Source organism: Bacillus cereus group sp. TH152-1LC (genome assembly GCF_027710505.1).
Taxonomy (GTDB): Bacteria; Bacillota; Bacilli; order Bacillales; family Bacillaceae_G; genus Bacillus_A; species Bacillus_A mobilis.
In genome coordinates this window covers 1-24,401 of record NZ_JAQFNK010000031.1, presented here as the reverse complement: position 1 = coordinate 24,401, position 24,401 = coordinate 1, and the positions used below count along the sequence as shown (strand labels likewise).

Here is a 24,401-nt window from a genome sequence, read left to right as displayed (position 1 = left end):
ATAAAAAAACTTCATTTGTTCACAAGTATTTCACATTTTATGGAAATGATATGTGTACAGTTTTCCACATTATCCATCTAGGAGGAATTTATATGTACAAAAAAATCGTAGTAAGTATGACTATGGCAGCATTATTATGTGGGATATCTACCTTCCCTGCTTCTGCTTCCGTTACCACACCAAAAGAAGTAGCATTCCATCATCATAAACTCATTTCAGAAGAAGAAATGCAGTCGCTCGAAAAAATCGGCTATAACAAACATGAAATTTGGAAAGCTGCTCATATTGCAAGCATGAGTAAAAAAGAGATAAAAGACGTTTTAGCTTACTATAAACAAAATAAATCTTGGGAGAAAACAGCAAAGCATTTCGGTGTAGATCCAAGTAAATTGAAAAAGCATCATATGAATAAAGAAACGAAAAAAGCACTACTGCAAGAATTAGCAAATATACAAAAATCTACACCAGACGGCCTAAAACAAAAAATGAAAGAATATAATATCGGATTACGTCAGCTCACGGTATTAACAATCATCTCTCAAAAAAGTAATACTCCTCTTGATGATGTACTAAAAATGAAAAAAGACGGAATGGACATTAAACAAATTGCAGAAAAACTGAATGTAAAAAAAGAAGATATACGAGCTGAAATGATTAAATTAGTGAAGTCTATTAAAGAAAAGAAAACAAATTAACATGCCAAAAAGGAAGAGATTTTCAATACTCTTCCTTTTCTTTATGAACTTTCAATTTTCAAGTATAAATTCCCGTCTTTCCCAAAAACTAACATAAGCAAATGATATATGTCGGGGGGTGCGCAAATGTTTCGTGTAACATCAAAAAAGAAAAAACAAACTGTCTGTTCTATTCCAGAATTTATCCATACTATGAAAGAATCAAGCGACTTTTCTTCTTATCACATCATAGAAGATGGGACATTATGTTTGTTTTATTATAAATCTACAGTTGAATCACTTATTATTAATCGATTCATTTTAACACCTATCAAAAAAGAGTTAGATCGCATTCAAAATATAAATGACATAGCTAATATCGTCACACTTGAGGAAATTATCACCAATCCTTCAATTGAGGATATCCGTGAAAAACTATTAGGTGGCTATGTACTTTTACAGCTGAAAATTGATTCTCAAACAACCGAATATGCGCTTATTCGTGCTAAAAGTTTAGCTTTAGGTACACGATTATATAACGATACAGAAAATGAATATAGTGTCATCGGTCCCAAAATTGGATTCGTTGAGAATATTGATACGAATATACATTTACTTCGCCGAAGCATTGTAACAGAGCAATTAATTTTCAAGGAGCTTTCCGTTGGCTCTATCTCGAAAACAAAGATTGTAGTCGCTTATATGGCGGATATTACAAATGAACAGCATGTGAATACTGCAGTACAACGCCTGCGAGATATTGACTTTGATTTTCCATTTGATGCAACTATGATTGAACAGTTTATTAGTGATAATAGTAACTCTCCCTTCCCTGTTTTGCTACCTACAGAGCGTTTAGATCGCTCCGTTTATTCATTACTGAATGGAGGAGTTGTCATTTTAACAGACGGTTCACCGTACGCATTAGCTGGACCAGCGACATTACTCGATTTCTTCGTCTCTCCAGAAGATTATTATTTACCATGGATAGCAGGCTCCTTTCTTAGATTAGTTCGTTTTTTCGGAGCAGCATTCTCTCTATTTTCATCAGCTATTTATACAGCTGTCTTAACGTATCACTATCAAATGATTCCTGCGGATTTACTTGGTCCGATTATTTATTCAAGAGCTAACGTTCCATTTCCCCCAATGTTAGAAGCTCTTTTTTTAGAAATTACAATTGAATTGTTGCGCGAGGCTGGAGCTCGTTTACCGACTAAAGTTGGGCAAACGATTGGTATTGTTGGAGGGATTGTAATTGGGCAAGCATCTGTTGAAGCTGCTTTAACGAGTACCATTTTATTAATTGCGGTTGCATTGTCTGCACTCGCTTCTTTTACAACACCGACAGTAAAAATGTCTTCTACTATCCGATTGCTGCGCTTCCCGCTCATTATTTTAGCTGGAGCGTTTGGCGGTGTCGGACTCATCGTCGGATTTGTATTTATATTAGCTCATTTAATTCGCTTAAAATCACTTGGATCGCCTTATTTATTACCCTTATATCCATTCCGCGGATTAGGTACAGCTGAAGGACTCCTTCGCCTTCCATTTAGTCAAACTGCAGGACGGGCTTCTTATCTAAGGCCGAAAAAGAAATGGCGCTATGATCCAAACAAAGCGAAAGAAAAGCACGACGGTGGGGAAAAATGAAAAATATTTTATTATGCTTTGCTATTATCGTTTTAATTTTCCAGACTGGATGTACACAGCCGAATATAGTAGACACACAGCGAATTATTCATGTAGGCGGATTTGACATAACGAAAGATAAAAAATTTCGCGGGACGATCCTTTATCCCGATTACACAAAAGGGGTCCAGTCAAAACCAGAAACGCAGTCAACTACTGCCGGCACGATTGAAACAATATCTTCACTTCTAAATGCAAAGTCACCACACACGATTGCCGTGGGACAAATGCGTGTTGCCCTGTTTGGAAAATCATTTGGTGAACGCGGCATTGGTGACATTATTAACAACCTACAACGTGATCCAAACGTTGGTCGAGACGTACAACTAGCACTTGTAGATGGTTCAACGGAGGATTTGCTCAAACATATCAAATCAAATGGGTCACTATATCTATCTGATTTACTGGAGCAAAATATAGAAACAGAGACAATTCCTCGGATGGCTTTAAATATTTTTCTATATGATTTTTATTCATCTGGCTGTGATCCATTTCTTCCTTACATTCAAGTGACAGAAGATAAGTCTGCTTCCATTAAAGGACTCGCTTTTTTAAAAAAGGATAAAGTAGCTATGTATACAGATAAAGCAGGCTCTTTCTTATTTAAATTACTCATTAATCCAACTAAAAATGGCCGTTACGAAGTCCCGATACGTCAAGGTAACCATAAAGGGTTAATTGCCACTCAAAACTTATCTGGAAATAGTGTTTGTTCCCTTTCCGACACTGGTGACATTCCGAAAGTTCACATTCGCCTGAAATTAAATGGACTTATAAAAAATGCCCCTGACTGGCTTGATTTATCAAAGAGTGAAAGTGTAACTTACGTAAAAAAACATGTAGAAAAAACACTTGAGAAACATTTAAACGAATTAATAAAACAATTCCAAGAAAAAGGAATCGACCCTATCGGTATACGAGAAGAAATTCGTAGTCACTCAAGAAAATGGAACATGAAACAAATTCAAGATATGTACCCAAACGTAGACGTTGCTGTTAAGGTAAAAATTAATATCGTACAATCTGGTATCGGAGAATAGTGAGGTGCTATCATGACTGGACAAGATAAAACACATACTGTTTCCCCTTATTTCACATTCCTTCTATTACACTCCCTTCAAATTGGGGTAGGTGTGCTAGGATACCAAAGGATTATTGCGCAATATGCTGGGTATGATTCTTGGATCTCCCTTATCGTTGCGGGCATTGCAACTCATATCGTATTATTTTGCATGCTTAAAATGTTAGAAAAAGATAATGATTTGATGAATATTCATACGACATGTTTCGGTAAATGGATTGGAACATTTTTTTCCGTATGCTTTGCCGCATATCTTCTATTATTTTGTCTTACTGTTCTTCGTACATATATTGAAGTTATTCAAGTTTGGGTCTTCCCTACAATTAAGCCATGGAAATTAACTTTATTATTTTTACTTGTAGCTTATTACGTAATTAGAGGTGGCTTTCGCTCTGTAACAGGAATATGTTTTTGGGGTGTTGTCATACCGATTTTCGTCCTATTTTTCTTAGTTTACCCAATGAAATATGCACATGTCCGTAACATTTTCCCAATTCTCACTCATTCACCTTTAGACATTTTAACTGCAGCGAAAGCATCTGCATTAGAGTTTCTCGGGTTTGAAGCGATTCTTATTTTTTATCCATTTATTAGAAAAGAAAAATCGGTAAATAAATGGGCACATGGTGGTATTGCTTTTACGACGCTTCTATACGTAATATTAGCGATTGTTTCTCTTATGTACTATAGCCAAGGACAACTACATCACACAATTTGGCCAACACTAACGATGCTAAAAATCATAAAGGTCCCTTTCATCCAAAGGTTTGAGTACATCATTATTTTCATATGGTATCTTATCATTTTACCTAATCTTTGTTTAACCATTTGGTCTTCTTGTTGCATTACGAAAAGATCGTTTCACATACCGTTTAAAATTACACTTCCATTTTTTATCGCAGCCATATTTATTTCGTCCCTATTTTTCACAAACCGTGAAAGTATCAATACATTAAATACGGTGCTATCTCAAGCTGGTTTATATATTGTATACGCTTATATACCAATTCTATTTCTATTCCATTCACTACGATGGCGCTTCAAAAATCAGTCGAAAAAATCTTCAACCGGTACACCATAATCTCTGATACAATTTGAGTAATACATTTGTAAAGGGGACAAGCGTATGAAGAAATATATATTTTCTTTACTTGCAGTACTGAGTTTAATTCTTACTGGTTGCGGAGCTACTAGTACAAACGAAAAAAAATCATCTGAATCAAAAGAAGAGCATGACCACGCATCGCATACTCAGCAAGCTGACATTCAAGAAAAAACAAAAGGAGTCGACACACTCCCTACCTTCCTAGACAAGCTTGATCCACAAATGAAAGATATCTACACTGTCGCTGGACAAAATGCAGAGCTATTAGATTGGATTCCATGTTACTGCGGTTGCGGTGAAAGTGTAGGACATAAAAATAATAAAAATTGCTTTATTCGTGAAATTAAAAAGAATGGTGAAGTTGTTTGGGATTCCCACGCGACGACTTGTGTCAATTGCCTAGAAATCGCGGTTGAATCTGCTTCGATGAAACAAAAAGGAAAATCAACGCTGGAAATTCGCAACTATATCGACAATAAATACAAAGAGGGTTACGGCAAGCCAACACCTACGCCAATGCCAAAAGCTTAAAAACGAGGAAATACCTCGTTTTTTCTTTTCATTCACTTTTTTTCTTAACAAATTCTTTCAAGTGTATTTCTCCTTGCTTTTCACACACTATATATAACTCCTCAGTAAGGAGGGTACACAGTGCAAACATATAACGACTATGATAAAGCTCTCTATTACACGTATTGCTGTAATTGGGATAAATTACTCGTTCTTATGGTTCAAACGAACGATCAATTATTTTCTAAGCGTATTGAACATTTTTTACACGCTTATCAATACAGTAAAGAACTACCAGAAGTTGATAAACAATTGCAGCTCCTATTTCAATATATTGACCATGCATCCCAAAAGTCACATATAGATGAAGTAGAGCAAATTCAAATGTAAAATATAGCGCTATTCTCTTTATGAGAATAGCGCTTTTTTAAAATGTTTATATCAATAAAAGTTTCCCCTTATAAAACTTTTATTGATAAACATATTTTTTCTTTCTTTTCTGTACCACTTTATACTATAATTTAGTATGTAACTATTATAAGAGAGGTATAAAATATGGGACGAGAAAAAAAGCAAGAATATGCTTTACTTACCGCATGGGGAGCTTCTTTTATCGCTACACTAGGAAGTCTTTATTTTTCCGAAATCATGAAATTTGAGCCTTGTGTACTTTGTTGGTATCAACGTATTTTTATGTATCCATTCGTTTTATGGCTTGGTATCGCTGTAGCAAAAAAAGATTATCGCATCGCAAGTTATTCTTTACCAATTGCAAGTATTGGTGCTTGTATTTCTTTATATCACTATGCAATTCAAAAAGTCCCAGCATTTTCAGCTGCTGGAGCAGCTTGCGGCCGTGTACCCTGCACCGGAGAATTTATAAACTGGTTTGGTTTTATTACAATCCCGTTTTTAGCACTTATCGGCTTTATTACAATCGCTGTATGTAGTTTTATTGTAATAAAAAACAAATAAGGAGATGAAACAATGAAAAAAATGCTTATATTTGGTGGTATTATTATCGCCCTGTTTGCAGCCATTTTCGCTGTCACACAAATGGAAGAAAAAAATGCTACTAGCCAAAAAATTGATAATGCTACTGATAGTAAAACAAATGGCCCTGACTACTATACAAATAAAATCTCTCTTTCAGATCTTCAAAAGAATTTAAAAGAGAAAAAAGAAGAAACAGTATACTTTTATCAAACATCTTGCGTTCATTGTCAAAAGCTATCTCCTGTCGTAGTACCAATGGCTAAAGACTTGAACGTTGATATGAAAGTTATGGATATTGAAAAAATAGATGCTCCTTGGGATGACTATAAAATTAAAGGAACTCCAACAATCATTCACTTTAAAGATGGCAAAGAAGTAAGTCGTATTAGCGGTGAACAACCGAAAGACAAATTACAAGAATGGCTCGAACAAACGAAAAAATAACGAGAAAAGGAAACTCCTTCTACACATGAAATGGGCGTAAAATCCCAAACTAATGTATAAGGAGGGGGTTTTATGCCAGAAGTAAAATGCTCTGTTTCCAATTGTTCATTTTGGGGACAAGGTAACTTTTGTCAAGCAAGTGCAATCGTTGTTCAACCAGATGCACAAGAATCTGGATCAAATGCAAATGATTCGTATACAGGCGCGGTTTTAACAAACGAGACGCTAGAAAGTTCTGTAACAACGAGTGTAGAAACTTGTTGTCATACATTTAAGCCAAAATATTAAACAAAAAAAGCATACGATTAACCGTATGCTTTTTTTTACATTCCCCTCCAAAAATCATGCATCATAAAAAAGTACAAAATAACGAGAATAACTGTCCCACATAAAGTAATGCGCCGATATATACTCTTCTCTCCTTCTCTTGCTTTCACAAATGCCCAAATAAATCCGAAGAACAATATTAAATCAACATATGGAACATAAAAAGAAAAGACGAGAAACGCATACAAATACACGATAAATAAACAGGTCGTTACTAAGAAAATTTTAAAAGCAAACTCACTTTTCATAATGTAACCGCCCCCTATCTGTACTGTATTATATTCAGCAAAATACAATAGTTGCAGTTAAACTCGAAGTAGAAATAAGCTACCGTCCTATAATACGGTAGCCATTACGGAATATTATATTTCCGTTTATATATATTACTTAAAGTCGAAGGAGGAATTTGCTCATAACGAATTTTTTCTCCTGTTTCATCCATAATATACAAATTGTTTCCTATATAATATATTCCATCTTTTCGTTTTGAATACACTGTATATCTTTCATTTGGCAATACCGTTTTCACTTTTGTCAACTGCCCATTTGGTTCTTGCCAATATATATCGGCGCGGTCTACTAACGTAAGTATGCCAATTTGGTCTTTTTCTACTTTACGACCATTCCAGCTTACAACGCGGTAACCAAGCTTATTCGCTTCATATTCAGGACTCGTATGAAAACGAGAAATGATTACTTTTGTTTGTAATTGGACTCGGTCATATAACCACTGTATATCCCTGTCATGCATGCGAATACAGCCATTCGATTCCCGGCTTCCAATCGTCCATTCCCGATTTGTTCCATGAATTGCATACTCCTTTTTATCCAGACCTAACCAACGCGTACCGAGAGGATTATTCGGTGCACCTCCAGCTATTTTTTTCCGATGGTATTCTTTATTTTTAAATTTAGTTATAATACAAAAATTACCTTCAGGCGTAGGTGTACGGTCTCTTCCAGTTGTTACGGGGAATGTCTTTGTATAATTTCCATTTTCAAAAAAAGATAATTGGTTTGTCGCAAGATTCACTAATATTAGATGATCTGTATCAGCAAAAGCACTAACCGGTAGGATGAAAAATAATAGTATGACGAAACATAATTTTTTCATCTATATCCCTCCCCTAGCGCTCACTATAATAAGTGGAATTAACTTTACTTTGCTCTTATCAATGAAAACTATCCATTTACAATAACGCCTCCATTTACATGTATCATTTGCCCGGTAACATAGGATGAATCCCCAGACGCTAAGTATACGTATGCTGGCGCTAATTCATATGGTTGACCAGGTCTTTGCATCGGAACATTGCTCCCGAACTGAGAAACTTTCTTCTCATCAAAACTCGATGGGATAAGTGGTGTCCAAATTGGTCCAGGCGCAACACCATTTACACGAATCCCTTTTTGCACTAATGATTGAGAAAGTGATCTTGTAAAAGCTACGATTGCTCCTTTCGTTGCAGAATAATCAATTAACGTTTCATTTCCTTCATATGCAACGATAGATGCCGTATTTATAATGACATCCCCTTGCTTTAAATGAGAAAGTGCTGCTTTCGTAACGTGAAAATAAGAAAAAATATTAATACGAAACGTCTTTTCTAGCTGTTCTGCTGTAATATACTCTAATCCTTGCTGCGCAACATTATTTACTAAAACATGTAAACTGCCTAGCTGCCGAACGGTCTCTTCTACAATACCTTTACAATGTTGTTCATTACTGAGATCACCTGGTAACAGCACACACTTTACACCTTCTTGTTCTACACGTTGCTTCGTCTCATTGGCATCTTCTTCCTCATCTAAATACGCAATCGCGATATTTGCCCCCTCTTTTGCAAAAGCGATGGAAACAGCTCGTCCAATTCCACTGTCTCCTCCTGTAATTAATATATTTTTTCCTTTTAACTTTTCACTTCCTTTATAATTTGGATCTTCAAACTGCGGTAGAGGATTCATTAACGATTCAATACCAGGTTGTTTATTTTGATGTTGCGCTGGCATTGTTACAAAGTTTTTTTGCTGTGGCATAGCTTCTTTCAACTCCTTTTCCTTATAATGCGCACAATAAAAACTGAAATTCACACATCGGTTTACGATTAATATTCGAATTTAAGACACAAAATATGAATTGTTATAAACTTTTTATGCAAAACTATTGCAAAATAGTTAAAAAACGAATATTATATATAACTGTTGTGAAAATTATTCGTAAACAGAAAGGATGTTTATATGTTTAACCTTTCAAAACATAAAACTTCTATTAAAACTGAAATTATGGCAGGTATTATTACCTTCTTAACAATGGCATATATCATTGTCGTAAACCCTGTCATCCTTGGGGATGCGGGAGTTCCATTTGAACAAGCATTTACAGCAACAATTATTGCTGCTGTTGTCGGAACATTATTTATGGCGATCTTTACAAACTTACCAATCGCAATTGCACCAGGTATGGGATTAAATGCTTACTTCTCTTACTCTGTTGTAAAAGCTCATGAAGGCATGACTTTCGCAATTGCATTCTCTGCTGTATTCGTAGCAGGTATGATTTTAATTTTGTTATCATTTACATCTTTCCGTACAAAATTAATGGAAGTAATTCCTGAAAACTTAAAACACGCACTGACTGCTGGTATCGGTCTTTTTATTGCCTTTATCGGTTTACGTTTAACAGGTATCGTTACAAAAAATGATGCAAACTTAGTTGGACTTGGTGATCTTCACTCTGCTCCAGTACTACTAGCATTAGCTGGACTTGGAATTACAATTGTTCTTATGTCTTTAAATGTAAATGGCGCACTATTTATCGGAATGCTATTAACTAGTATTATTGCTTACTTCACAGGACAATTAACATTCTCAAACGGCGTTACATCAATGCCTGGATTACCAGAAGGAATCATCGTTTCAAATCCAATTACTGCTGTATCTGATGTAATTAACTACGGATTATACGGCGTTGTATTTTCATTCTTCCTTGTTACATTATTCGATACAACAGGTACATTACTTGGCGTAGCTCAGCAAGGTGGATTTATGAAAGATGGGAAGCTTCCAAAAGCTGGACGAGCTCTTCTATCTGACTCATTCTCAGCAACAATTGGTTCTATGTTCGGAACAACACCATCAACAGCTTACATCGAATCATCTGCTGGTGTTGCAGCTGGTGGTCGTACTGGTTTAACAACTGTTACAGTAGCTGTTCTATTCGCACTAGCAGCATTCTTCGGACCATTAGTAAGTGCCGTTTCTGGTGTATCAGCTATTACCGCACCATCATTAATTATCGTTGGTAGTCTTATGATGGGTTCAGTTCGCCACATCGATTGGGACGCATTTGATGAAGCATTCCCAGCATTCTTAGTAATCTTAAGCATGCCACTTACATCAAGTATCTCAACGGGTATCGCACTTGGATTTATTTCATACCCACTTATGAAAATGGCAAAAGGACAATTCCGTGCTGTTCACCCGCTTGTGTATTTATTCGGAATCTTGTTCGCTTATCAATTAGTTTTCTTACCACATTAAAATCCCTCATAAAGAGGGATTTTTTTATACATAAAAAGTAGCGCATCGAAATTCGATGCGCTACTTTCCCTTTGCAACAATCAAACGAACTACTTTCAATACAAGAAGTAAAAGACCATTCACTATCGCTGCAATCCCTAAAAATACCGCTATTATCAGCTCTCCCATTCCATTATTCAATACAAACATAACAGAAGAAATGACAGCCAAAATAAACAATATTAACGTTGGTATATATTTAATAACAGGCTTCTTATATGATTTTTTTGAAAGAAGAAACGTAATTACTAATGTCATAATGATCACAAAATATACTGCAAATAAGAAAATCATAAGAAAGCCTCCACTATTCCTAAAGATAAAAGAAGTTAAAAATTATTAATAGTTTTCATTTACCTGTATTTCTTTACTATACTTTTGAATGAAAACTGATGAAATAACCATTGTCATCCCTACACTAAAACCAATAAGCTGATCTAATAGTATTTCATCATGAATGAACCAGCGCAGTAAAAATACGCCACCCAAAATAAACATCATAGTAAATCCAGTATGTCTAAGCCCTTTATATACATTTTCCATATGTATCACCTCTTCACACACTTTTATCCATATTATACCATATACCCATCAAGCAAATGTATTGTCCGCTGGCAGTATGCAGCTACCTTTTGATCATGTGTAACAACTAGTACCGTTTTTCCTTGGTTATTAATTTCTTTTAAAATACTCATAATTTTTTCTCCGTTTTCTTGATCGAGAGCACCAGTCGGTTCATCAGCAAGTATAATTTTTGTGTCTTGTGCTAAAGCCCTTGCTATCGCTGTTCTTTGCTGTTCTCCACCTGATAACTCGTAAGGATATTTGTTAATATGCCTCTCAATCCCTACCATTTCCAGCATTTCTGTTGATATTTGTATACGTTTCTTATGAGAAATTTTTCTATATATAAGCGGGAGCATTACATTTTCAATAATTGTATAATCATCTAATAGCGAAAAGTTCTGAAACACAAATCCAACTTCCTCATTTCTATACTTATGATAGTTTGCCTTTAATGTACTCGTATCCATGCCATCTAAAAAATACTTTCCAGTAGAGGGGCTATCAATTAAGCCAATAATGTTAAGCAAGGTTGATTTCCCTGAGCCAGATGGTCCCATAATGGCTATCATTTCGCCTTTTTCTATTGTAAGGTTAATATCTTTTAAAGCACTAAAATTACTCTTTCCGTATCCCTTAGCTACATTTGCGAGCTGAATCATCTATAACACCTCTTTCATATATGTATTTTTTATTTTTAGTACATTGAAATAAATGATTGCATATATAACGAGGATCATTACAATTGATAGAGCACCTATAACAATCAATGATTCTATAGAGACTTTTAACGTTCCAAAGAAAGATACTACACTATTTTCTAGCCCTTTCTGAATTTCAATTACTCCGCTATTCTCCCATTGGAAATACATAATTCCTATACATATAGATAAAATGAATAACAACATATACTCAATAACAAACGGAAGACATAGTTGAAAAGTACTTGCTCCTAATGCTGATTTAATAGAAATATTTTTACGTTCCATATAAAGCGTAGCCATTGATGTTAATAAAATAGATAGAAATGAAAAAGATAAGACTGTACCGCTTAATAATAAGGGATATGACATATTATCAATGCCCTGCTTTTCATTTTCTAACAATTTATCCGGATTTGTAACATAATACGAATACCCCTTACCTTCTGTTACCTTTAATACTTTCTTTTGAAATTCATTTATATTTATCTTCTCATTTGTTTCTATAATTAACCCATTGTATAAAAGTTCTACACTATAGAACTCTATTTCTTCTGTTCCAATTGGTAAAATCGCCATGTCATCTAATAATGTAATACGATTATCCAATATTTCACCGCTCCGGGGATATGTAAATGCTGAATTTTTTTCTAAAAAGCCAATTACTTTTAACTTCATTTTTCCAGATGGTATGATATCACCAATAGATACCTTTCCTTTATAATTAGCCCCTAATATAACAGGTCTACTATCAAATACTGATTTATGAAATTCCAATTCTTCAAAATATCTTCCTTGTGAAATTCGTATATGAAAGTATTTATTAATATCTTTATCAACAATAAGAGTCTTTATCGTTCCATTTTCTTTTTTTAAACTAAGTGAATAGTTACGGAACAAATAATTTGTTGTATTTGTTATTGGTATCATATTAGATAACCCTTGAATGAATTGTTGATAATCATCTTTCGCTTTTTCTTCGCTAAATAATGTTATATCTTGCGTCGCATAAAGTTCATAGAAATTTTTATGAGTCGATAAATTATTTGCTACTGTCATCATTTTTTGATATCCCGACAGATTACTAATAAATTCTATAGCTGAAGAAAATGCAACAATTAAAGAGATTACTATAATCAAACTTGGTAAAAACCGTTTTTTCACAGACCGTATAGAATCAAATATAAAAAACATGAAGACCTCCTACGTTCTTAAATGTTTTCCGGGATATATATTTATAATGTGCTTGATTGGAATTACAGTAACAAAAATTGTAAGAAAAATTATAAAAACAACATTACATATCAATACATATAGTGTTAACGGTTTTACTAAGTATGTCTGAAAATAAGTATGAATTGTTCCCGAAAATATTTCTAACGTAATAAAAACTAAGAACATCGCTGCTAGAGAAATAAACAAAATTTGAATATATAGTTCGCAGTAAATAGATATATTAGAAGCACCTACTGCTTTTTTTAATGAAATCTCCCTTTCTTTTTTATAAATCCAAAATAAAACCGCAGAAATGCCAGAAACAATTGCAACAAGAATGAATTTATAATAATACTTATTTGCTGGATCTATATGTGTCACATGTAGTTCCTGAAGATCTCGTTCATTCAGTATTTGAACATCTCCCGAAAGCAGTTCTTTACTCCTATCCATAAACTTTTTTATTTCGTTATGAATAGATGCTGTAGGATTAACAACTGTTAATTGTAATTGTTTACTCGCGATAATACCCTTTTTAGATATAGTAGGTAAGTTTTGAAGTGGAACATATATGCCCGCTACACCGACGTCACTGTCTTTTCTAGATATAGTTCCTATTTTTTTATATGTATCATCAAATTCATATAACTCCTCTACATTCGTTTGATCGCCAACCACCATATCGTTTACATTTTCACGATAAAAATATTGTCCTTCAGAAATATATGGCTTCCAATAATAATCATCTTTTAGGTTCACAGCTATGATCTTTGTTGCCCCTGAACTATTTAATGCTTTTAAATGCTCTACGTAAATATCACTTTTAACAAAAGTATCTTGTATGAAAGGGATTATCTCTTCCAATTCAGTTGCATTCGCTATCGGAACAGTTAAAATTTGATTCTTCTCTGGAAAACCAATTTGAAAAGCAGATATAAAGTTCAGTTTAGATTCTGTTAAAAGCGCGGCTACTGATATAGAAAGAAAAGAAATAAAAAATGCCATAAGAAGAATGACTGAAAACAGTTTGTTGTTTTTTATATTTTTAAAAGCTAAATACATGTCTCTGCTCCTTTTAGATAAGAAGGAGATGATAAACATCCCCTTCTCCTTATCCAAATATTTATAAAGACAACTGTTTAATGCTTTTTACCACTGTAATCGTAAGTTACCATTACTATCAAAAGTACCTTTGTGTGTATCTTCTTGATAGTCATTATTCTCATTAGCATAATGCTCAGAGTATAGTCCTTTTGCACCAAAGGCGTTATATGCACCATTACTCACAGTTGCGTTTAATGATCTTCCAGATTCATGGGATCCTAATTTGTCCGAAGCGCTTTCAATATATGAATTATTTCCATTTGATTTAATAAAAGAAATTGCTACTGAACAACGAGATGCATGTTGATTCGTAGTAGTTTGAGCTCTGTAAGATAGTAGGTTACCGCTTTTGTGACCGCTTAGAGTTGGATAGAATGCACTTGTTGAGATTGATGTTGCTAATATTACTAAAGTCGTAATTGAAAAAACTTTTCTTTTCATTAACAATCACCTCATAAATTTAATAGTTTAGTAGCGCTACATCATCATAATATCCTTCAAATAAATTCTCCTCAATAAGAAACCCGATGTTTTACAAACTCTTTAAACACTTAAACATTAATACATTTTTAAAAAGTAACGTATAAGTGCAATATAAAAAGGCTGCGGAGAAACTCTTCTCCACAGCCTAATCATTATTTTTGTAAAAACGACTGTAAATCTGCAAACTGTCTTTTTGCATCTTCATAGCCTTGCTCATATAAATTTTGTAGTTTTGCCGTATCTTTTTCCATACGATCTACTTGAAGTTGTACTTCTGGACGAATAACAAATAAGTTCCCAGCTTGCTCTTCTTTTTCAATGTAGTGAAGTGTTTCATTATATACTTCATAACGATGCAACATCGTATTAACAAGGTTAGGATATTTTTTATAAGCTTTCGCTGCCACCCATCCAAACTTTGATTTTTTCTTAGCATAACCATGATTTCTCGTTAAAATAACGACTGATTTCTTAAACCCATCTTCCTGCGCTTTACGAACTGGAATCGGATCAGAAATTCCTCCATCTAATAACTGCTTACCACGGTAATTTACTACAGGTGCAATAAAAGGTAATGAACTAGATGCTTGTAATAAATTTAGTGCATCATCATTCGTTCCCTCTTTTTCAAAATAAACAGACTGTCCTGTTTCACAATCTGTTGTGCCTACAAGGAAACGCTCTGGACTATTAAAGTATGTTTCAAAATCAAATGGCACATGCTTTTCTGGAATTTCATGAAAAATAAACTCCATATCAAATAACTGGCGTTTTCTCCATAAATTTTTATACGATAAATATTGTGGATGTGATGCATAATCAATATTTACTGTTTTATTTCTATTTCTTTGTCTGGAAAGATACGACGCTGCATGACAAGCACCAGCTGATACACCGATTACATATGGAAAATATAAATCTTGTTCCATAAAATATTCTAATATCCCGCCTGTATATACACCACGCATACCGCCGCCTTCTAATACTAATCCCGTATTTTCAAGCATGTTATTCTCTCCTCTTTATATATTGACTCTTTAATTATTCACTATGTTAAGTATCTGTTTCTATTATATATGAGTTTTTTTAGAAATTATATTCAAAAGGCTTGAAATGAAGGAGTTTTTTCTTCCAATTATATTTCCAAATGTTTAGAGACATCCTTTATAAACCTTTGAATAAAATCTTGCTCTTCTTTCGTATATCTATCTAACAATAACAGCCACTTTTCTTCAGCTTGTTTATGCAATTTATCATGCGCTTTATATATTTCATTTCCGCTTTCCGTTAAGCGGAAGAAAATTTCTTTTTGATTATCTAACATTTGCATCTTCTCAACGAATTGCTTTTGAAACAACTTTGTACAAATTTTAGAGATTGCGCCCTTCGTCATTCCCATTTCTGTTGTAATAGCAGTTACATTCATCAGAGTATTTTTTCCAATACACTCGATAACATGTAATTCAGATAAAGACATACCACTTATACCTGTTTCACGAAGAAACTTCTCATTTTGCCCTTTCGAATGTTCTTCTTTTTTATGCAAAAGTGTACGAATGTCCGAAAGTATTTCCACTTGTTTCATTGTATGTTCCAATCTGTTCGCCCCCTAGGTTTCCAAAGAAACAATTTAACTATATACCATTTTAAAATCATTTTTTCATATTTACAAGTGAGAAAATCATGTTAAAATAAATTTAGTTTCCTAGGAAACTAAATGACAAGGAGGTTAACATGATGAAAAAATCCAAACTACATTTCATTTTATATGTTGTCTGTATGAGTGCATTACTCGGTTCCTTCGCTCAAAATATTTACACACCTATCTTGCCTGTGATTCAAGCTTCTTTTCACACTTCTCTTTATCTTGTAAATTTAACAGTCTCCCTTTTCACATTTGTTCTTGCGATTATGCAGCTCATATATGGGCCTTTAATTGATACAAAAGGAAGAAAATCTGTCCTTATTCCTAGTTTAATCATTAGTACAATCGGTTCAATCGGATGTGCTTTTTCGCCGAACGTTTATTTATTTCTATTTTTTAGAGCTGTTCAAGCTATAGGAATAGCTGCTATACCTATAGTTGCAGCAACGATTATTGGCGATTTATTTGAAGGAAAAGAACGAGGAGAAGCAATGAGCCTTTATCAAATGTTACTTGCTCTCGCACCTGCGATTGGCCCTCTCATTGGTGGTTATCTCGGTAGTATAAATGGCCACGTATCCGTATTTCTCTTTTTATCTATACTTGCCATTCTCTTATTAATTATAAACATTTCACTACTTCCAGAAACAAAACTAACTGTAATTAAGCAACCGCACTCAAAAAAAGATTACTGGTTTATCTTAAAAAACAAAACTGGATTTTCCATTACTCTTATTGGCTTTATTCAATTTTGTATTTACTTTTGTTTCCTCGTTTTTTTACCAAGCATTTTAACAAATTCATTTCACTTAACTGCAAGTAAAATTGGTCTTATATTTGTACCGATGTCCCTTTCTATTATGTTAGGAAGTTATTGCTTCAAGCTTTTGCAAAAGCGCCTCACAACAAAACAAGCTTTATTCATTACTAGTTTCTTCAATATTATATGTGTCACTTTATTCTCTTTCACATATAACATCAATATCCCATTCATCATTATCGTTACATCTTTGTACGGTTTTAGTATGGGGATTTCTATGCCAACTCACACTACTTTATTAACGGAAGAATTCGTACAAGAACGCGCAACTGCTATCGGTATGTACAACTTTATTCGCTATCTCGGTATGGGTACAGGGCCACTTGTAGGTGGATTGCTTTTATTTAATCAAAGTTACTTTTGGATTTTCTTCCTAGGTGCAATTATGTTTCTACTCATAATCTTATATGCGATGAAAATGCTACGTTTTCATGTTGTGCAAAAAACAAAATAGAGACCTACAAATGGTCTCTATTTTAAGCTCTTTGATCCGCAACGATATGAATATCAATATACCTTGTTTGCCTCATAATCTCATTTACAATTGAACCTTTTCGTATTTCTTCCCAACGTGTTCTTGCCGATTGCCCTAGTAAAATTTGTGTTACTTGTAGTCTTTTCGCGACTTCAATAATAACATCCGCTGGCTTTCTTCCTTTTGCCTCTTCTAAAACAAAACTCGCATCAAATTGATTCGTTAGCAACTTCCACTCTTCAATTGTTTGCTTTTTCCCCGCTGAAAGGGAATCTATCTTTTCCCTTTCAACATTTAATACATACAATTCAGCGTTTAACCGATCAGCCATGCGCCATCCTCGTCTTATTAATTTCTCCGCCGTTGAGCTGTATTGTACACAAACGAGAATTTTTTCTTTCACGCCAATCGGTTCCCTAACGGTTTGGCTAATTTTCTCATCCATATCATCGGCAACTTCCCGAAGAGATAATTCTCTTAGTGCCCCTAAATTATTAAGCGTGAAGAAATTTTGTAAGCTTTGCTCTATTTTTTCTTCTTTATATATTTTCCCGTCTATTAATCTCTTCCTTAATACTTCCGGCGTTGCATCAACGAGCTGAATTTCATTTGCTTTTTGTAAAATAAAATCTGGAATACGTTCTCGCACTTTGACATTTGTAATTTGAGCTACAATATCATGAACGCTTTCTAAATGTTGAATATTAAAAGCTGATAAAACGGATATACCGGCATCTAGCAATTCCTGTACATCCATATAACGTTTCTTATTTTTAGATCCAGGAATATTACTATGCGCGAGTTCATCCACAACAACGATTTGCGGTGCACGTTTTATAATTCCTTCCACGTCTAGTTCATAAAATACTTTCCCTTTATACTCTATTTCTTTTAAAGGAACTTTTTCTAAATCAGCAATTGCTTCTTCTGTCTCTTTTCTTCCGTGCGTTTCAATTAAACCAATTACAATATCCGTACCATCCTTTTTCATCTCTCTAGCATCAAAGAGCATTTTATAACTTTTCCCTACTCCTGGAGCCGCTCCTACATATAGCTTTAACTTCCCACGGTTTTGCTGACGAATATATTCTAAATACTCTTCTGGTGTTCGCCTTTGAAAAGTGGGTTTATAGTCATCCGCATACAAAACACTCACAACCTTTCTTTCGAAACAACGCTACCTCAATCCGTTAGATTGAGGTAGCGTTGTTACTATTTCAGTAGTTTCTGTAATTCCAAATTTAACTTTAAAACGTTCACGCGATCTTCTCCAAATAAACCAAGTGCTGCACCTTCTGTTTGATCTTTAATCAACTGATCTAGCATTTCTTTCGGGATTCTCGTTAATTTTGAAATGCGCTCTACCTGTACGAAAGCCGCCTTCGGACTAATGTCAGGATCTAGCCCTGAACCTGAATTCGTCACTAAATCAATCGGCACTTCTGTAACTGGAACAGCCCGGTTTTGTTTCTTCCACTCTTCAATACTTTTCTCTACTCGTTTCACCAAATCTGGATTAGACGGTGCATAGTTATTAGACCCAGATGCTTCTGCTTTATATTCAATACTAGAAACACGTCCCTGAAAATAACGTGGATCTGTGAAATTTTGACCAATTAATTTAGAACCAATCACTTCATTTTTATCATTATATATTAGACTTCCATCCGCATTATCCTTCATTACTGCTTGTGCAATACCAGTAACAATAAGCGGGTATATAAGGCCGCACAACACTAAAAATGTAAACGTAATACGGATGATTGGTGATAGTATACTTTGTTTCTTCGCCATCTTTTTCCCCTCTTCCCTATATAAACAAGCCGACAATTATATCAATTACTTTAATTCCAATGAACGGTACAATAACCCCGCCAAGCCCATAAATAAGTAGGTTTCGGCCAAGTAGTGCATTCGAACTCATCGGTTTATATGCGATACCTTTCATCGCCAATGGAATGAGTAATGGAATAATAACTGCATTAAATATTAATGCTGATAAAATCGCTGACAGTGGTGATGTTAATCTCATAATGTTCAATGCTTCCATTTGCGGAATCGCAAGTGTAAACATCGCTGGAATGATGGCGAAATATTTCGCGATATCATTCGCAATACTAAACGTCGTTAACGCACCACGCGTCATTAACAATTGCTTACCGATTCCTACAACCTCAATAATTTTTGTCGGGTTCGAATCTAAATCAATCATATTTGCTGCTTCTTTCGCAGCTGTCGTCCCACTATTCATCGCTAATCCAACATCGGCCTGCGCTAATGCCGGAGCATCATTTGTACCATCACCCGTCATCGCTACAAGTTTCCCTTTATCTTGCTCTGCTTTAATAACTGCAATTTTATCTTCTGGTTTACACTCAGCAACGAATTCGTCTACCCCTGCTTCTTTTGCAATCGTTGCTGCTGTTAGCGGGTTATCTCCTGTACACATAACCGTTTTAATCCCCATTTGGCGCAATTGTTCAAAACGTTCACGCATACCTGGTTTTACTGTATCCTTTAAATAAATTAAACCGTAAATACGACTATCCACTGCAACGACAAGGGGTGTTCCGCCCTCTTTTGAAATGAAATCCGCTTTTTGATTTACATCTTTCGGAATCGTTCCACCTTGTGACCTAACCCACTCAATAACGGCACCGACAGCACCTTTTCTCACTTTCGTTCCGTCTTGTAAATCGACACCACTCATTCTCGTTTCTGCTTTAAATGGAACAAATTCACCTTGCTCTGCAAGTGCTCTATCATATGATAGAGATTTCGTTTTTACATATTCGATAACAGATCGGCCTTCTGGTGTTTCATCTAAAACTGAACTAATCGCAGCCCATTTTCCTACCTGCTCAATCGTTTCATTCCCTACAGGAAGCAGTGTATGTGCCATCCGGTTCCCGAAAGTAATCGTACCTGTTTTATCTAAAATAATTGTATTAATATCACCCGCAGCTTCTACTGCTTTCCCTGACATTGCTAAAACGTTAAACTTTGTCACCCGGTCCATCCCAGCAATACCAATCGCTGATAATAATCCACCGATTGTCGTTGGAATTAAACAAACTAACAATGCAACAAGTACAGCTGTATCAATTTGAAATCCTAAATAGTTCGTAAAAATCGGTAACGTCACAACAACGATTAAGAAAATAAGCGTTAAACTCGTTAATACTGTATTTAAAGCAATCTCATTCGGCGTTTTTTGACGAGCAGCTCCTTCTACTAACGAAATCATTTTATCAATAAATGATTCACCAGGATTACTCGTAATGACAATTGTAATCTCATCACTGACGACCATCGTTCCACCTGTTACGGAACAAAAATCACCGCCCGCTTCTTTTATAACAGGAGCTGATTCCCCTGTAATCGCAGATTCATCAACAGACGCTAACCCTTTTATGACTTCTCCATCACTTGGAATCATTTCTCCTTGTTTTACAATAACAACGTCACCTTTTCTCAGATCAGTTGCTGAAATTTGAACAATGTCCCCATTTTCTTTTACAACATTTGCAAACACATCTTTCTTCGATTGTTTTAAAGAATCGGCTTGCGCTTTCCCACGTCCTTCCGCTAACGCTTCTGCAAAGTTAGCAAATAAAACTGTGAATAAGAGAATGAGAGAAACTGTTATATTAAACCATCCTGGTACACTACTAGAATGACTTGGAAGAAAAGATAAAATGAACGTAATGATAAATCCAATTTCTACAACAAACATAATCGGATTCTTTATCATGACTTTCGGATTCAATTTCGCAAAAGATTGTTTCATCGCATGTTTCACGATATCACGATCCATCGTTTTCGCTTGTCTAACTTCATCTTCTACAGCATGTATTTGTGACTCATTTACTCTTTTTTCTTTTACTACTACCGGTCTCATCATTTACCCTCCATTACTTCAATGTAAGAAATTCTGCAATTGGGCCGAGTACTAACATTGGGAAGAATGTTAATGCACCGACAATTACAATTGTTCCGATGAAAATGCCGCCAAATAAACTATTATCCGTACGGAACGTTCCGACTGTTTCTGGCACAACCGTCTTCTCTTTCAATGAAGCTGCAACAGCTAGCATCGTAATTAAACTGAAATAGCGGCCTAAAAACATAACTAAACCAGTTGTAATATTCCAAAACGGTGTATTATCCGCTAATCCTTCAAATCCAGATCCGTTATTCGCAGCTGACGATGTATATTCATATACCACTTGCGTCAAACCGTGGAAACCGGAATGAGAAATAACATCCGTTCCTAAACTTGTTGAAAGAGCTAATGCTGAAAATCCTAAAATAAGCAGTGGATGAAATAGTATGGTTACCGCAATTAATTTCATTTCCTTACCTTCAATTTTTTTCCCTAAAAACTCTGGTGTCCGTCCAACCATCAATCCAGATATAAAGACTGCGATAATCGCATACATAATAATGTTCACAAAGCCAGCTCCAACGCCGCCGTATACTGTATTTAACATCATATTTACGAGTGGTACTAACCCGCCAATTGGTGTTAACGTATCATGCATCGTATTAACGGCTCCTGTTTCAGCAGCTGTCGTTACCGTTGCGTATAGTGAAGAAAATACTGTTCCAAATCGTACCTCTTTTCCTTCTGTACTTCCTTGTACATGCTCGATACCCATTCCATTTAACGCTGGATTCCCATGTAATTCAGATGTCGTAATCGTTATAAACCCTAGTAAAAACACCATGAATAGTGAAACGAAAAGGATGCGGCCTTGTTTTTTATTTCCTACCATTCGTCCGTACGTAAACGGAAGTGCTGTTGGTAATAACATCATAAGCATCATTTGCAAAATATTACTCATTTGTCCTGGATTTTCGAAAGGATGTGTAGAGTTTGCTCCGAAAAATCCACCGCCATTATTTCCAAGTTCCTTAATGGAAACGAATGATGCAACAGGCCCGCGTAATATACTTTGCTTCGCCCCATCAATCGTTTGTGCCGTAACGGCACCGTCTAACGTTTGTGGTACACCAAGTGCGACAAAGATTAGTGCCGCAATAAATGCAATAGGAAGAAATACTCTCGTTAAAGCTCTCGTAAAATCAACGAAAAAGTTACCGAGTTCTTTTCCAGCAAGCCCTCTTATAAACGCCATTACAAGTGCTAACGTCGTTGCCGGTGCTGCAAACATTAAAAATGTAATTCCGATTAATTGTGATAAATAAGATAAACCATTTTCACCGCTATAATGCTGTAAGTTTGTATCAGCCATAAAACTAATCGCTGTATTAAAAGCGAGCGTAGGCTCCATTCCTTCAATGTGTGCTGGATTTAATGGCAATACTCCTTGTAGCCTGAAAATGAAATATACGACAACAATCATAAATCCATTTAATAAAACTAATGATAGTGCGTACTGTTTCCACGTTTGATTGTATTCTTTTACACCCGTAATTTTAAAAATAAGTTTTTCAAAAGGCCCGAATATTTTATCTAGCTTTTTACTCCCTTGAAAGGCTTTCTCTAAATAAATTCCCGTTGGCTTTGCCACAAGAATAAACAACAGCATTGTAATAACAACTGCGACCCAGATCATAATGAATGACTCCCCCTAATTAAAACTTTTCCGGATTTAATAATGCATACACTAAGTACACCGTAATTGCTCCAACAATAACCGATAAGGCAATCGTCATGATTGCTTCCCTTCTTTCACAACTTTATCTGACCAACTTGCAAGACTTGCCATCGATGCGACTAATACAACAAAAATCCCGATCATTACAATATCTAACATAGCCATCCCTCTCTTTTGTAAAAATTTACCATTAATTAATCGAAAAAAGAACACTAAGCTCTACTTAGTGTTCGAAATGAACAACACAAAGTAAACCTCCTCTCTAAACGCTTACGAGGTTAGCTGTCGGATTCGGGCCTAAAGAGTAGCCCTACTTTCAAAACTGAAAGATTCACCCCAAGTGACGATGCACAAAATTGGTTCCCCCGCTCCATTTCTGGAACTCAGCGATTTTAGGTTTTTTTGGAAATTTTATGAATGATTTATGAGAGTAAATATACTCCTCTATATTTAACTTGTAAAGAGGCAAATTACTGAAAATAAGAAAATATCCATCTATTTAAACGCTTACATTGAGTATTATTAATATTATTTCATCTGTTTTCTCGTCTTTTCTTTTTTTTTCATAGAAATGATCTTTTAAATACGAAATAAAAAGAGCGAATGACATGAAGTGCATAGCTTGTTGCACTTCGCATTCGCTCTTTTTTCAATCACTATTTATTCCCCTCGTAAAAAAGTACGTAAATTTCTCCCGCGAATATAAACTTGTGACAATTCTGCATGTAGCTGCTCATATTCAATAACATCTGTTTTTAAATATAAAGCGTCTTTCGATGGCAATATAATATAGGGCCTTGGAAAAATAGGATCGAGCACCACCAATTCTTGAACTCGCTCTACCGATACCGCCCAACGATTCGCTATATCTCCTAATAACAACACTTTCATTTTCTTTTCCCCCGCCCTATTCAAAAAATAAAAAAGAAATATTATCACAATTCGTAAACACGACAAATGTAGCTCCCATTATTTCATAGAGCCTCGCTGGATATCGTTTATTCCTCGTAACAACAGTAATAGGTGCTTGAAAAGAAAAGCGAATGTGTTCTGTGAAGAAGCTAACGATTTGGAGCTCATCCCCTAGTAAAATTACCTTCTTAATACACTCACAAATACTAGTAAAATCCTGCTCCTTGCTACAACTATACGTCCAATCAAATCCACAATCCCTAACTTCAGCCGCTATCTCTTCATTTGCTGTAAAAATAATTAACTCATGTTGAAATGCTACTAAATCTCTTAAACTATTTACCTTGCTTTCTTCTCCAACACAAATAAGTGTTATATAGATCAAGTTTAATATTTTAACAATTGTTCAACACCTAATCTTTGTAAAACTTTTTCTGGACATTGAGCGAT

General features: G+C 35.0%; 30 protein-coding genes and 1 riboswitch. Of the genes, 11 read left to right on the top strand and 19 right to left on the bottom strand.

The window, feature by feature from the left end; genetic code table 11:
* Nucleotides 1–92: 92 nt before the first annotated feature.
* From PDL00_RS31740 to PDL00_RS31700, 9 genes are all read left to right on the top strand, one after another.
* Nucleotides 93–695, top strand: coding sequence for a hypothetical protein (locus PDL00_RS31740; protein WP_270733527.1), 603 nt, complete (start codon nucleotides 93–95; stop codon nucleotides 693–695).
* Nucleotides 696–821: 126 nt separating this feature from the next.
* Nucleotides 822–2,327 (top strand): spore germination protein, encoded by a 1,506-nt coding sequence (locus PDL00_RS31735; protein WP_270733525.1) that lies wholly within the window; start codon nucleotides 822–824, stop codon nucleotides 2,325–2,327.
* Entirely contained in the window at nucleotides 2,324–3,406 is a 1,083-nt protein-coding gene (gene gerYC, locus PDL00_RS31730) for a spore germination protein GerYC (protein ID WP_242254504.1), read from the top strand. The genes PDL00_RS31735 and gerYC overlap by 4 nt, the downstream gene beginning before the upstream one ends.
* A gap of 12 nt (nucleotides 3,407–3,418) precedes the next feature.
* The gene (locus PDL00_RS31725) at nucleotides 3,419–4,528 is read left to right on the top strand and encodes a GerAB/ArcD/ProY family transporter (RefSeq protein WP_242254503.1); all 1,110 of its coding nucleotides are present in this window, start codon (nucleotides 3,419–3,421) and stop codon (nucleotides 4,526–4,528) included.
* Nucleotides 4,529–4,573: 45 nt separating this feature from the next.
* Entirely contained in the window at nucleotides 4,574–5,083 is a 510-nt protein-coding gene (locus PDL00_RS31720) for a PCYCGC domain-containing protein (RefSeq protein WP_242254502.1), read from the top strand.
* Between the two features lie 120 nt (nucleotides 5,084–5,203).
* A complete protein-coding gene (locus PDL00_RS31715; protein WP_048526289.1) occupies nucleotides 5,204–5,452 on the top strand; it encodes a YhdB family protein in 249 nt (82 codons plus the stop codon).
* Between the two features lie 165 nt (nucleotides 5,453–5,617).
* The gene (locus PDL00_RS31710) at nucleotides 5,618–6,037 is read left to right on the top strand and encodes a disulfide formation protein C (RefSeq protein WP_000532264.1); all 420 of its coding nucleotides are present in this window, start codon (nucleotides 5,618–5,620) and stop codon (nucleotides 6,035–6,037) included.
* A gap of 12 nt (nucleotides 6,038–6,049) precedes the next feature.
* A complete protein-coding gene (locus tag PDL00_RS31705; RefSeq protein ID WP_097818492.1) occupies nucleotides 6,050–6,502 on the top strand; it encodes a thioredoxin family protein in 453 nt (150 codons plus the stop codon).
* A 72-nt stretch (nucleotides 6,503–6,574) separates the two neighbouring features.
* Nucleotides 6,575–6,790: a DUF1540 domain-containing protein gene (locus PDL00_RS31700; RefSeq protein WP_098273367.1), complete on the top strand. Its 216-nt coding sequence runs from the start codon at nucleotides 6,575–6,577 to the stop codon at nucleotides 6,788–6,790.
* A 35-nt stretch (nucleotides 6,791–6,825) separates the two neighbouring features.
* Here the strand turns inward: PDL00_RS31700 and PDL00_RS31695 are convergent, their stop codons facing one another.
* From PDL00_RS31695 to PDL00_RS31685, 3 genes are all read right to left on the bottom strand, one after another.
* The gene (locus PDL00_RS31695) at nucleotides 6,826–7,077 is read right to left on the bottom strand and encodes a hypothetical protein (RefSeq protein WP_242254501.1); all 252 of its coding nucleotides are present in this window, start codon (nucleotides 7,075–7,077) and stop codon (nucleotides 6,826–6,828) included.
* 104 nt (nucleotides 7,078–7,181) lie between these two features.
* Nucleotides 7,182–7,943 (bottom strand): L,D-transpeptidase, encoded by a 762-nt coding sequence (locus PDL00_RS31690; RefSeq protein WP_270733522.1) that lies wholly within the window; start codon nucleotides 7,941–7,943, stop codon nucleotides 7,182–7,184.
* A 68-nt stretch (nucleotides 7,944–8,011) separates the two neighbouring features.
* Nucleotides 8,012–8,866 (bottom strand): SDR family oxidoreductase, encoded by an 855-nt coding sequence (locus PDL00_RS31685; RefSeq protein ID WP_270733520.1) that lies wholly within the window; start codon nucleotides 8,864–8,866, stop codon nucleotides 8,012–8,014.
* Between the two features lie 201 nt (nucleotides 8,867–9,067).
* On the opposite strand from PDL00_RS31685, the gene PDL00_RS31680 reads away from it, so the two are divergent.
* Nucleotides 9,068–10,369 carry an NCS2 family permease gene (locus PDL00_RS31680; RefSeq protein WP_270733519.1) on the top strand — a complete coding sequence of 434 codons (1,302 nt, stop codon included), beginning with the start codon at nucleotides 9,068–9,070 and terminating at the stop codon, nucleotides 10,367–10,369.
* A gap of 60 nt (nucleotides 10,370–10,429) precedes the next feature.
* On the opposite strand, the gene PDL00_RS31675 is transcribed toward PDL00_RS31680, so the two are convergent.
* From PDL00_RS31675 to PDL00_RS31640, 8 genes are all read right to left on the bottom strand, one after another.
* Nucleotides 10,430–10,702, bottom strand: coding sequence for a sugar ABC transporter ATPase (locus tag PDL00_RS31675; protein WP_270733518.1), 273 nt, complete (start codon nucleotides 10,700–10,702; stop codon nucleotides 10,430–10,432).
* Nucleotides 10,703–10,747: 45 nt separating this feature from the next.
* A complete protein-coding gene (locus PDL00_RS31670) occupies nucleotides 10,748–10,951 on the bottom strand; it encodes a hypothetical protein (RefSeq protein ID WP_242242525.1) in 204 nt (67 codons plus the stop codon).
* A gap of 32 nt (nucleotides 10,952–10,983) precedes the next feature.
* On the bottom strand, nucleotides 10,984–11,634 hold the full coding sequence (locus PDL00_RS31665) for an ABC transporter ATP-binding protein (RefSeq protein WP_270733516.1): 651 nt from the start codon (nucleotides 11,632–11,634) through the stop codon (nucleotides 10,984–10,986).
* On the bottom strand, nucleotides 11,635–12,867 hold the full coding sequence (locus tag PDL00_RS31660) for an ABC transporter permease (protein WP_242254493.1): 1,233 nt from the start codon (nucleotides 12,865–12,867) through the stop codon (nucleotides 11,635–11,637).
* Nucleotides 12,868–12,876: 9 nt separating this feature from the next.
* A complete protein-coding gene (locus PDL00_RS31655) occupies nucleotides 12,877–13,950 on the bottom strand; it encodes an ABC transporter permease (RefSeq protein WP_270733514.1) in 1,074 nt (357 codons plus the stop codon).
* Nucleotides 13,951–14,037: 87 nt separating this feature from the next.
* A complete protein-coding gene (locus PDL00_RS31650; protein WP_270733512.1) occupies nucleotides 14,038–14,433 on the bottom strand; it encodes a hypothetical protein in 396 nt (131 codons plus the stop codon).
* Between the two features lie 194 nt (nucleotides 14,434–14,627).
* Nucleotides 14,628–15,482 (bottom strand): patatin-like phospholipase family protein, encoded by an 855-nt coding sequence (locus PDL00_RS31645; protein ID WP_270733510.1) that lies wholly within the window; start codon nucleotides 15,480–15,482, stop codon nucleotides 14,628–14,630.
* A gap of 128 nt (nucleotides 15,483–15,610) precedes the next feature.
* Nucleotides 15,611–16,072 carry a MarR family transcriptional regulator gene (locus PDL00_RS31640; RefSeq protein WP_270733508.1) on the bottom strand — a complete coding sequence of 154 codons (462 nt, stop codon included), beginning with the start codon at nucleotides 16,070–16,072 and terminating at the stop codon, nucleotides 15,611–15,613.
* 140 nt (nucleotides 16,073–16,212) lie between these two features.
* Between PDL00_RS31640 and PDL00_RS31635 the strand changes: the two genes are divergently transcribed.
* Complete coding sequence (locus tag PDL00_RS31635) at nucleotides 16,213–17,394, top strand: MFS transporter (protein ID WP_270733506.1); 1,182 nt, start codon at nucleotides 16,213–16,215, stop codon at nucleotides 17,392–17,394.
* Between the two features lie 22 nt (nucleotides 17,395–17,416).
* On the opposite strand, the gene kdpDN is transcribed toward PDL00_RS31635, so the two are convergent.
* The 8 genes from kdpDN to PDL00_RS31595 form a co-directional block, all read right to left on the bottom strand.
* Nucleotides 17,417–18,571: a KdpD-like non-kinase potassium sensor gene (kdpDN, locus tag PDL00_RS31630; RefSeq protein ID WP_242254484.1), complete on the bottom strand. Its 1,155-nt coding sequence runs from the start codon at nucleotides 18,569–18,571 to the stop codon at nucleotides 17,417–17,419.
* Between the two features lie 56 nt (nucleotides 18,572–18,627).
* Nucleotides 18,628–19,209, bottom strand: a complete 582-nt coding sequence (gene kdpC / locus PDL00_RS31625; protein WP_242254482.1) for a K(+)-transporting ATPase subunit C — start codon at nucleotides 19,207–19,209, stop codon at nucleotides 18,628–18,630.
* Nucleotides 19,210–19,225: 16 nt separating this feature from the next.
* Complete coding sequence (kdpB, locus tag PDL00_RS31620; RefSeq protein ID WP_270733502.1) at nucleotides 19,226–21,316, bottom strand: potassium-transporting ATPase subunit KdpB; 2,091 nt, start codon at nucleotides 21,314–21,316, stop codon at nucleotides 19,226–19,228.
* A gap of 13 nt (nucleotides 21,317–21,329) precedes the next feature.
* A complete protein-coding gene (gene kdpA, locus PDL00_RS31615; protein ID WP_270733500.1) occupies nucleotides 21,330–22,997 on the bottom strand; it encodes a potassium-transporting ATPase subunit KdpA in 1,668 nt (555 codons plus the stop codon).
* A 19-nt stretch (nucleotides 22,998–23,016) separates the two neighbouring features.
* Nucleotides 23,017–23,097, bottom strand: a complete 81-nt coding sequence (gene kdpF, locus PDL00_RS31610; RefSeq protein WP_000150657.1) for a K(+)-transporting ATPase subunit F — start codon at nucleotides 23,095–23,097, stop codon at nucleotides 23,017–23,019.
* Nucleotides 23,094–23,198, bottom strand: a complete 105-nt coding sequence (locus PDL00_RS31605; protein WP_270733499.1) for a SipW-dependent-type signal peptide-containing protein — start codon at nucleotides 23,196–23,198, stop codon at nucleotides 23,094–23,096. The genes kdpF and PDL00_RS31605 overlap by 4 nt, the downstream gene beginning before the upstream one ends.
* A gap of 94 nt (nucleotides 23,199–23,292) precedes the next feature.
* Nucleotides 23,293–23,438, bottom strand: a riboswitch (cyclic di-AMP (ydaO/yuaA leader).
* Nucleotides 23,439–23,699: 261 nt separating this feature from the next.
* Nucleotides 23,700–23,930: a hypothetical protein gene (locus PDL00_RS31600; protein ID WP_000866316.1), complete on the bottom strand. Its 231-nt coding sequence runs from the start codon at nucleotides 23,928–23,930 to the stop codon at nucleotides 23,700–23,702.
* Between the two features lie 16 nt (nucleotides 23,931–23,946).
* Nucleotides 23,947–24,333, bottom strand: coding sequence for a hypothetical protein (locus tag PDL00_RS31595; RefSeq protein WP_270733552.1), 387 nt, complete (start codon nucleotides 24,331–24,333; stop codon nucleotides 23,947–23,949).
* Nucleotides 24,334–24,401 lie beyond the last annotated feature (68 nt).

Coding starts and splice junctions, on each gene's coding strand:
- PDL00_RS31740 (WP_270733527.1), top strand. CDS start 93: ATGTACAAAAAAATCGTAGTAAGTATGACTATGGCAGCATTATTATGT.
- PDL00_RS31735 (WP_270733525.1), top strand. CDS start 822: ATGTTTCGTGTAACATCAAAAAAGAAAAAACAAACTGTCTGTTCTATT.
- gerYC (WP_242254504.1), top strand. CDS start 2,324: ATGAAAAATATTTTATTATGCTTTGCTATTATCGTTTTAATTTTCCAG.
- PDL00_RS31725 (WP_242254503.1), top strand. CDS start 3,419: ATGACTGGACAAGATAAAACACATACTGTTTCCCCTTATTTCACATTC.
- PDL00_RS31720 (WP_242254502.1), top strand. CDS start 4,574: ATGAAGAAATATATATTTTCTTTACTTGCAGTACTGAGTTTAATTCTT.
- PDL00_RS31710 (WP_000532264.1), top strand. CDS start 5,618: ATGGGACGAGAAAAAAAGCAAGAATATGCTTTACTTACCGCATGGGGA.
- PDL00_RS31705 (WP_097818492.1), top strand. CDS start 6,050: ATGAAAAAAATGCTTATATTTGGTGGTATTATTATCGCCCTGTTTGCA.
- PDL00_RS31700 (WP_098273367.1), top strand. CDS start 6,575: ATGCCAGAAGTAAAATGCTCTGTTTCCAATTGTTCATTTTGGGGACAA.
- PDL00_RS31695 (WP_242254501.1), bottom strand. CDS start 7,077: ATGAAAAGTGAGTTTGCTTTTAAAATTTTCTTAGTAACGACCTGTTTA.
- PDL00_RS31690 (WP_270733522.1), bottom strand. CDS start 7,943: ATGAAAAAATTATGTTTCGTCATACTATTATTTTTCATCCTACCGGTT.
- PDL00_RS31685 (WP_270733520.1), bottom strand. CDS start 8,866: ATGCCACAGCAAAAAAACTTTGTAACAATGCCAGCGCAACATCAAAAT.
- PDL00_RS31680 (WP_270733519.1), top strand. CDS start 9,068: ATGTTTAACCTTTCAAAACATAAAACTTCTATTAAAACTGAAATTATG.
- PDL00_RS31675 (WP_270733518.1), bottom strand. CDS start 10,702: ATGATTTTCTTATTTGCAGTATATTTTGTGATCATTATGACATTAGTA.
- PDL00_RS31670 (WP_242242525.1), bottom strand. CDS start 10,951: ATGGAAAATGTATATAAAGGGCTTAGACATACTGGATTTACTATGATG.
- PDL00_RS31665 (WP_270733516.1), bottom strand. CDS start 11,634: ATGATTCAGCTCGCAAATGTAGCTAAGGGATACGGAAAGAGTAATTTT.
- PDL00_RS31660 (WP_242254493.1), bottom strand. CDS start 12,867: ATGTTTTTTATATTTGATTCTATACGGTCTGTGAAAAAACGGTTTTTA.
- PDL00_RS31655 (WP_270733514.1), bottom strand. CDS start 13,950: ATGTATTTAGCTTTTAAAAATATAAAAAACAACAAACTGTTTTCAGTC.
- PDL00_RS31650 (WP_270733512.1), bottom strand. CDS start 14,433: ATGAAAAGAAAAGTTTTTTCAATTACGACTTTAGTAATATTAGCAACA.
- PDL00_RS31645 (WP_270733510.1), bottom strand. CDS start 15,482: ATGCTTGAAAATACGGGATTAGTATTAGAAGGCGGCGGTATGCGTGGT.
- PDL00_RS31635 (WP_270733506.1), top strand. CDS start 16,213: ATGAAAAAATCCAAACTACATTTCATTTTATATGTTGTCTGTATGAGT.
- kdpC (WP_242254482.1), bottom strand. CDS start 19,209: ATGGCGAAGAAACAAAGTATACTATCACCAATCATCCGTATTACGTTT.
- kdpB (WP_270733502.1), bottom strand. CDS start 21,316: ATGAGACCGGTAGTAGTAAAAGAAAAAAGAGTAAATGAGTCACAAATA.
- kdpA (WP_270733500.1), bottom strand. CDS start 22,997: ATGATCTGGGTCGCAGTTGTTATTACAATGCTGTTGTTTATTCTTGTG.
- kdpF (WP_000150657.1), bottom strand. CDS start 23,097: ATGACGATTGCCTTATCGGTTATTGTTGGAGCAATTACGGTGTACTTA.
- PDL00_RS31605 (WP_270733499.1), bottom strand. CDS start 23,198: ATGTTAGATATTGTAATGATCGGGATTTTTGTTGTATTAGTCGCATCG.
- PDL00_RS31600 (WP_000866316.1), bottom strand. CDS start 23,930: ATGAAAGTGTTGTTATTAGGAGATATAGCGAATCGTTGGGCGGTATCG.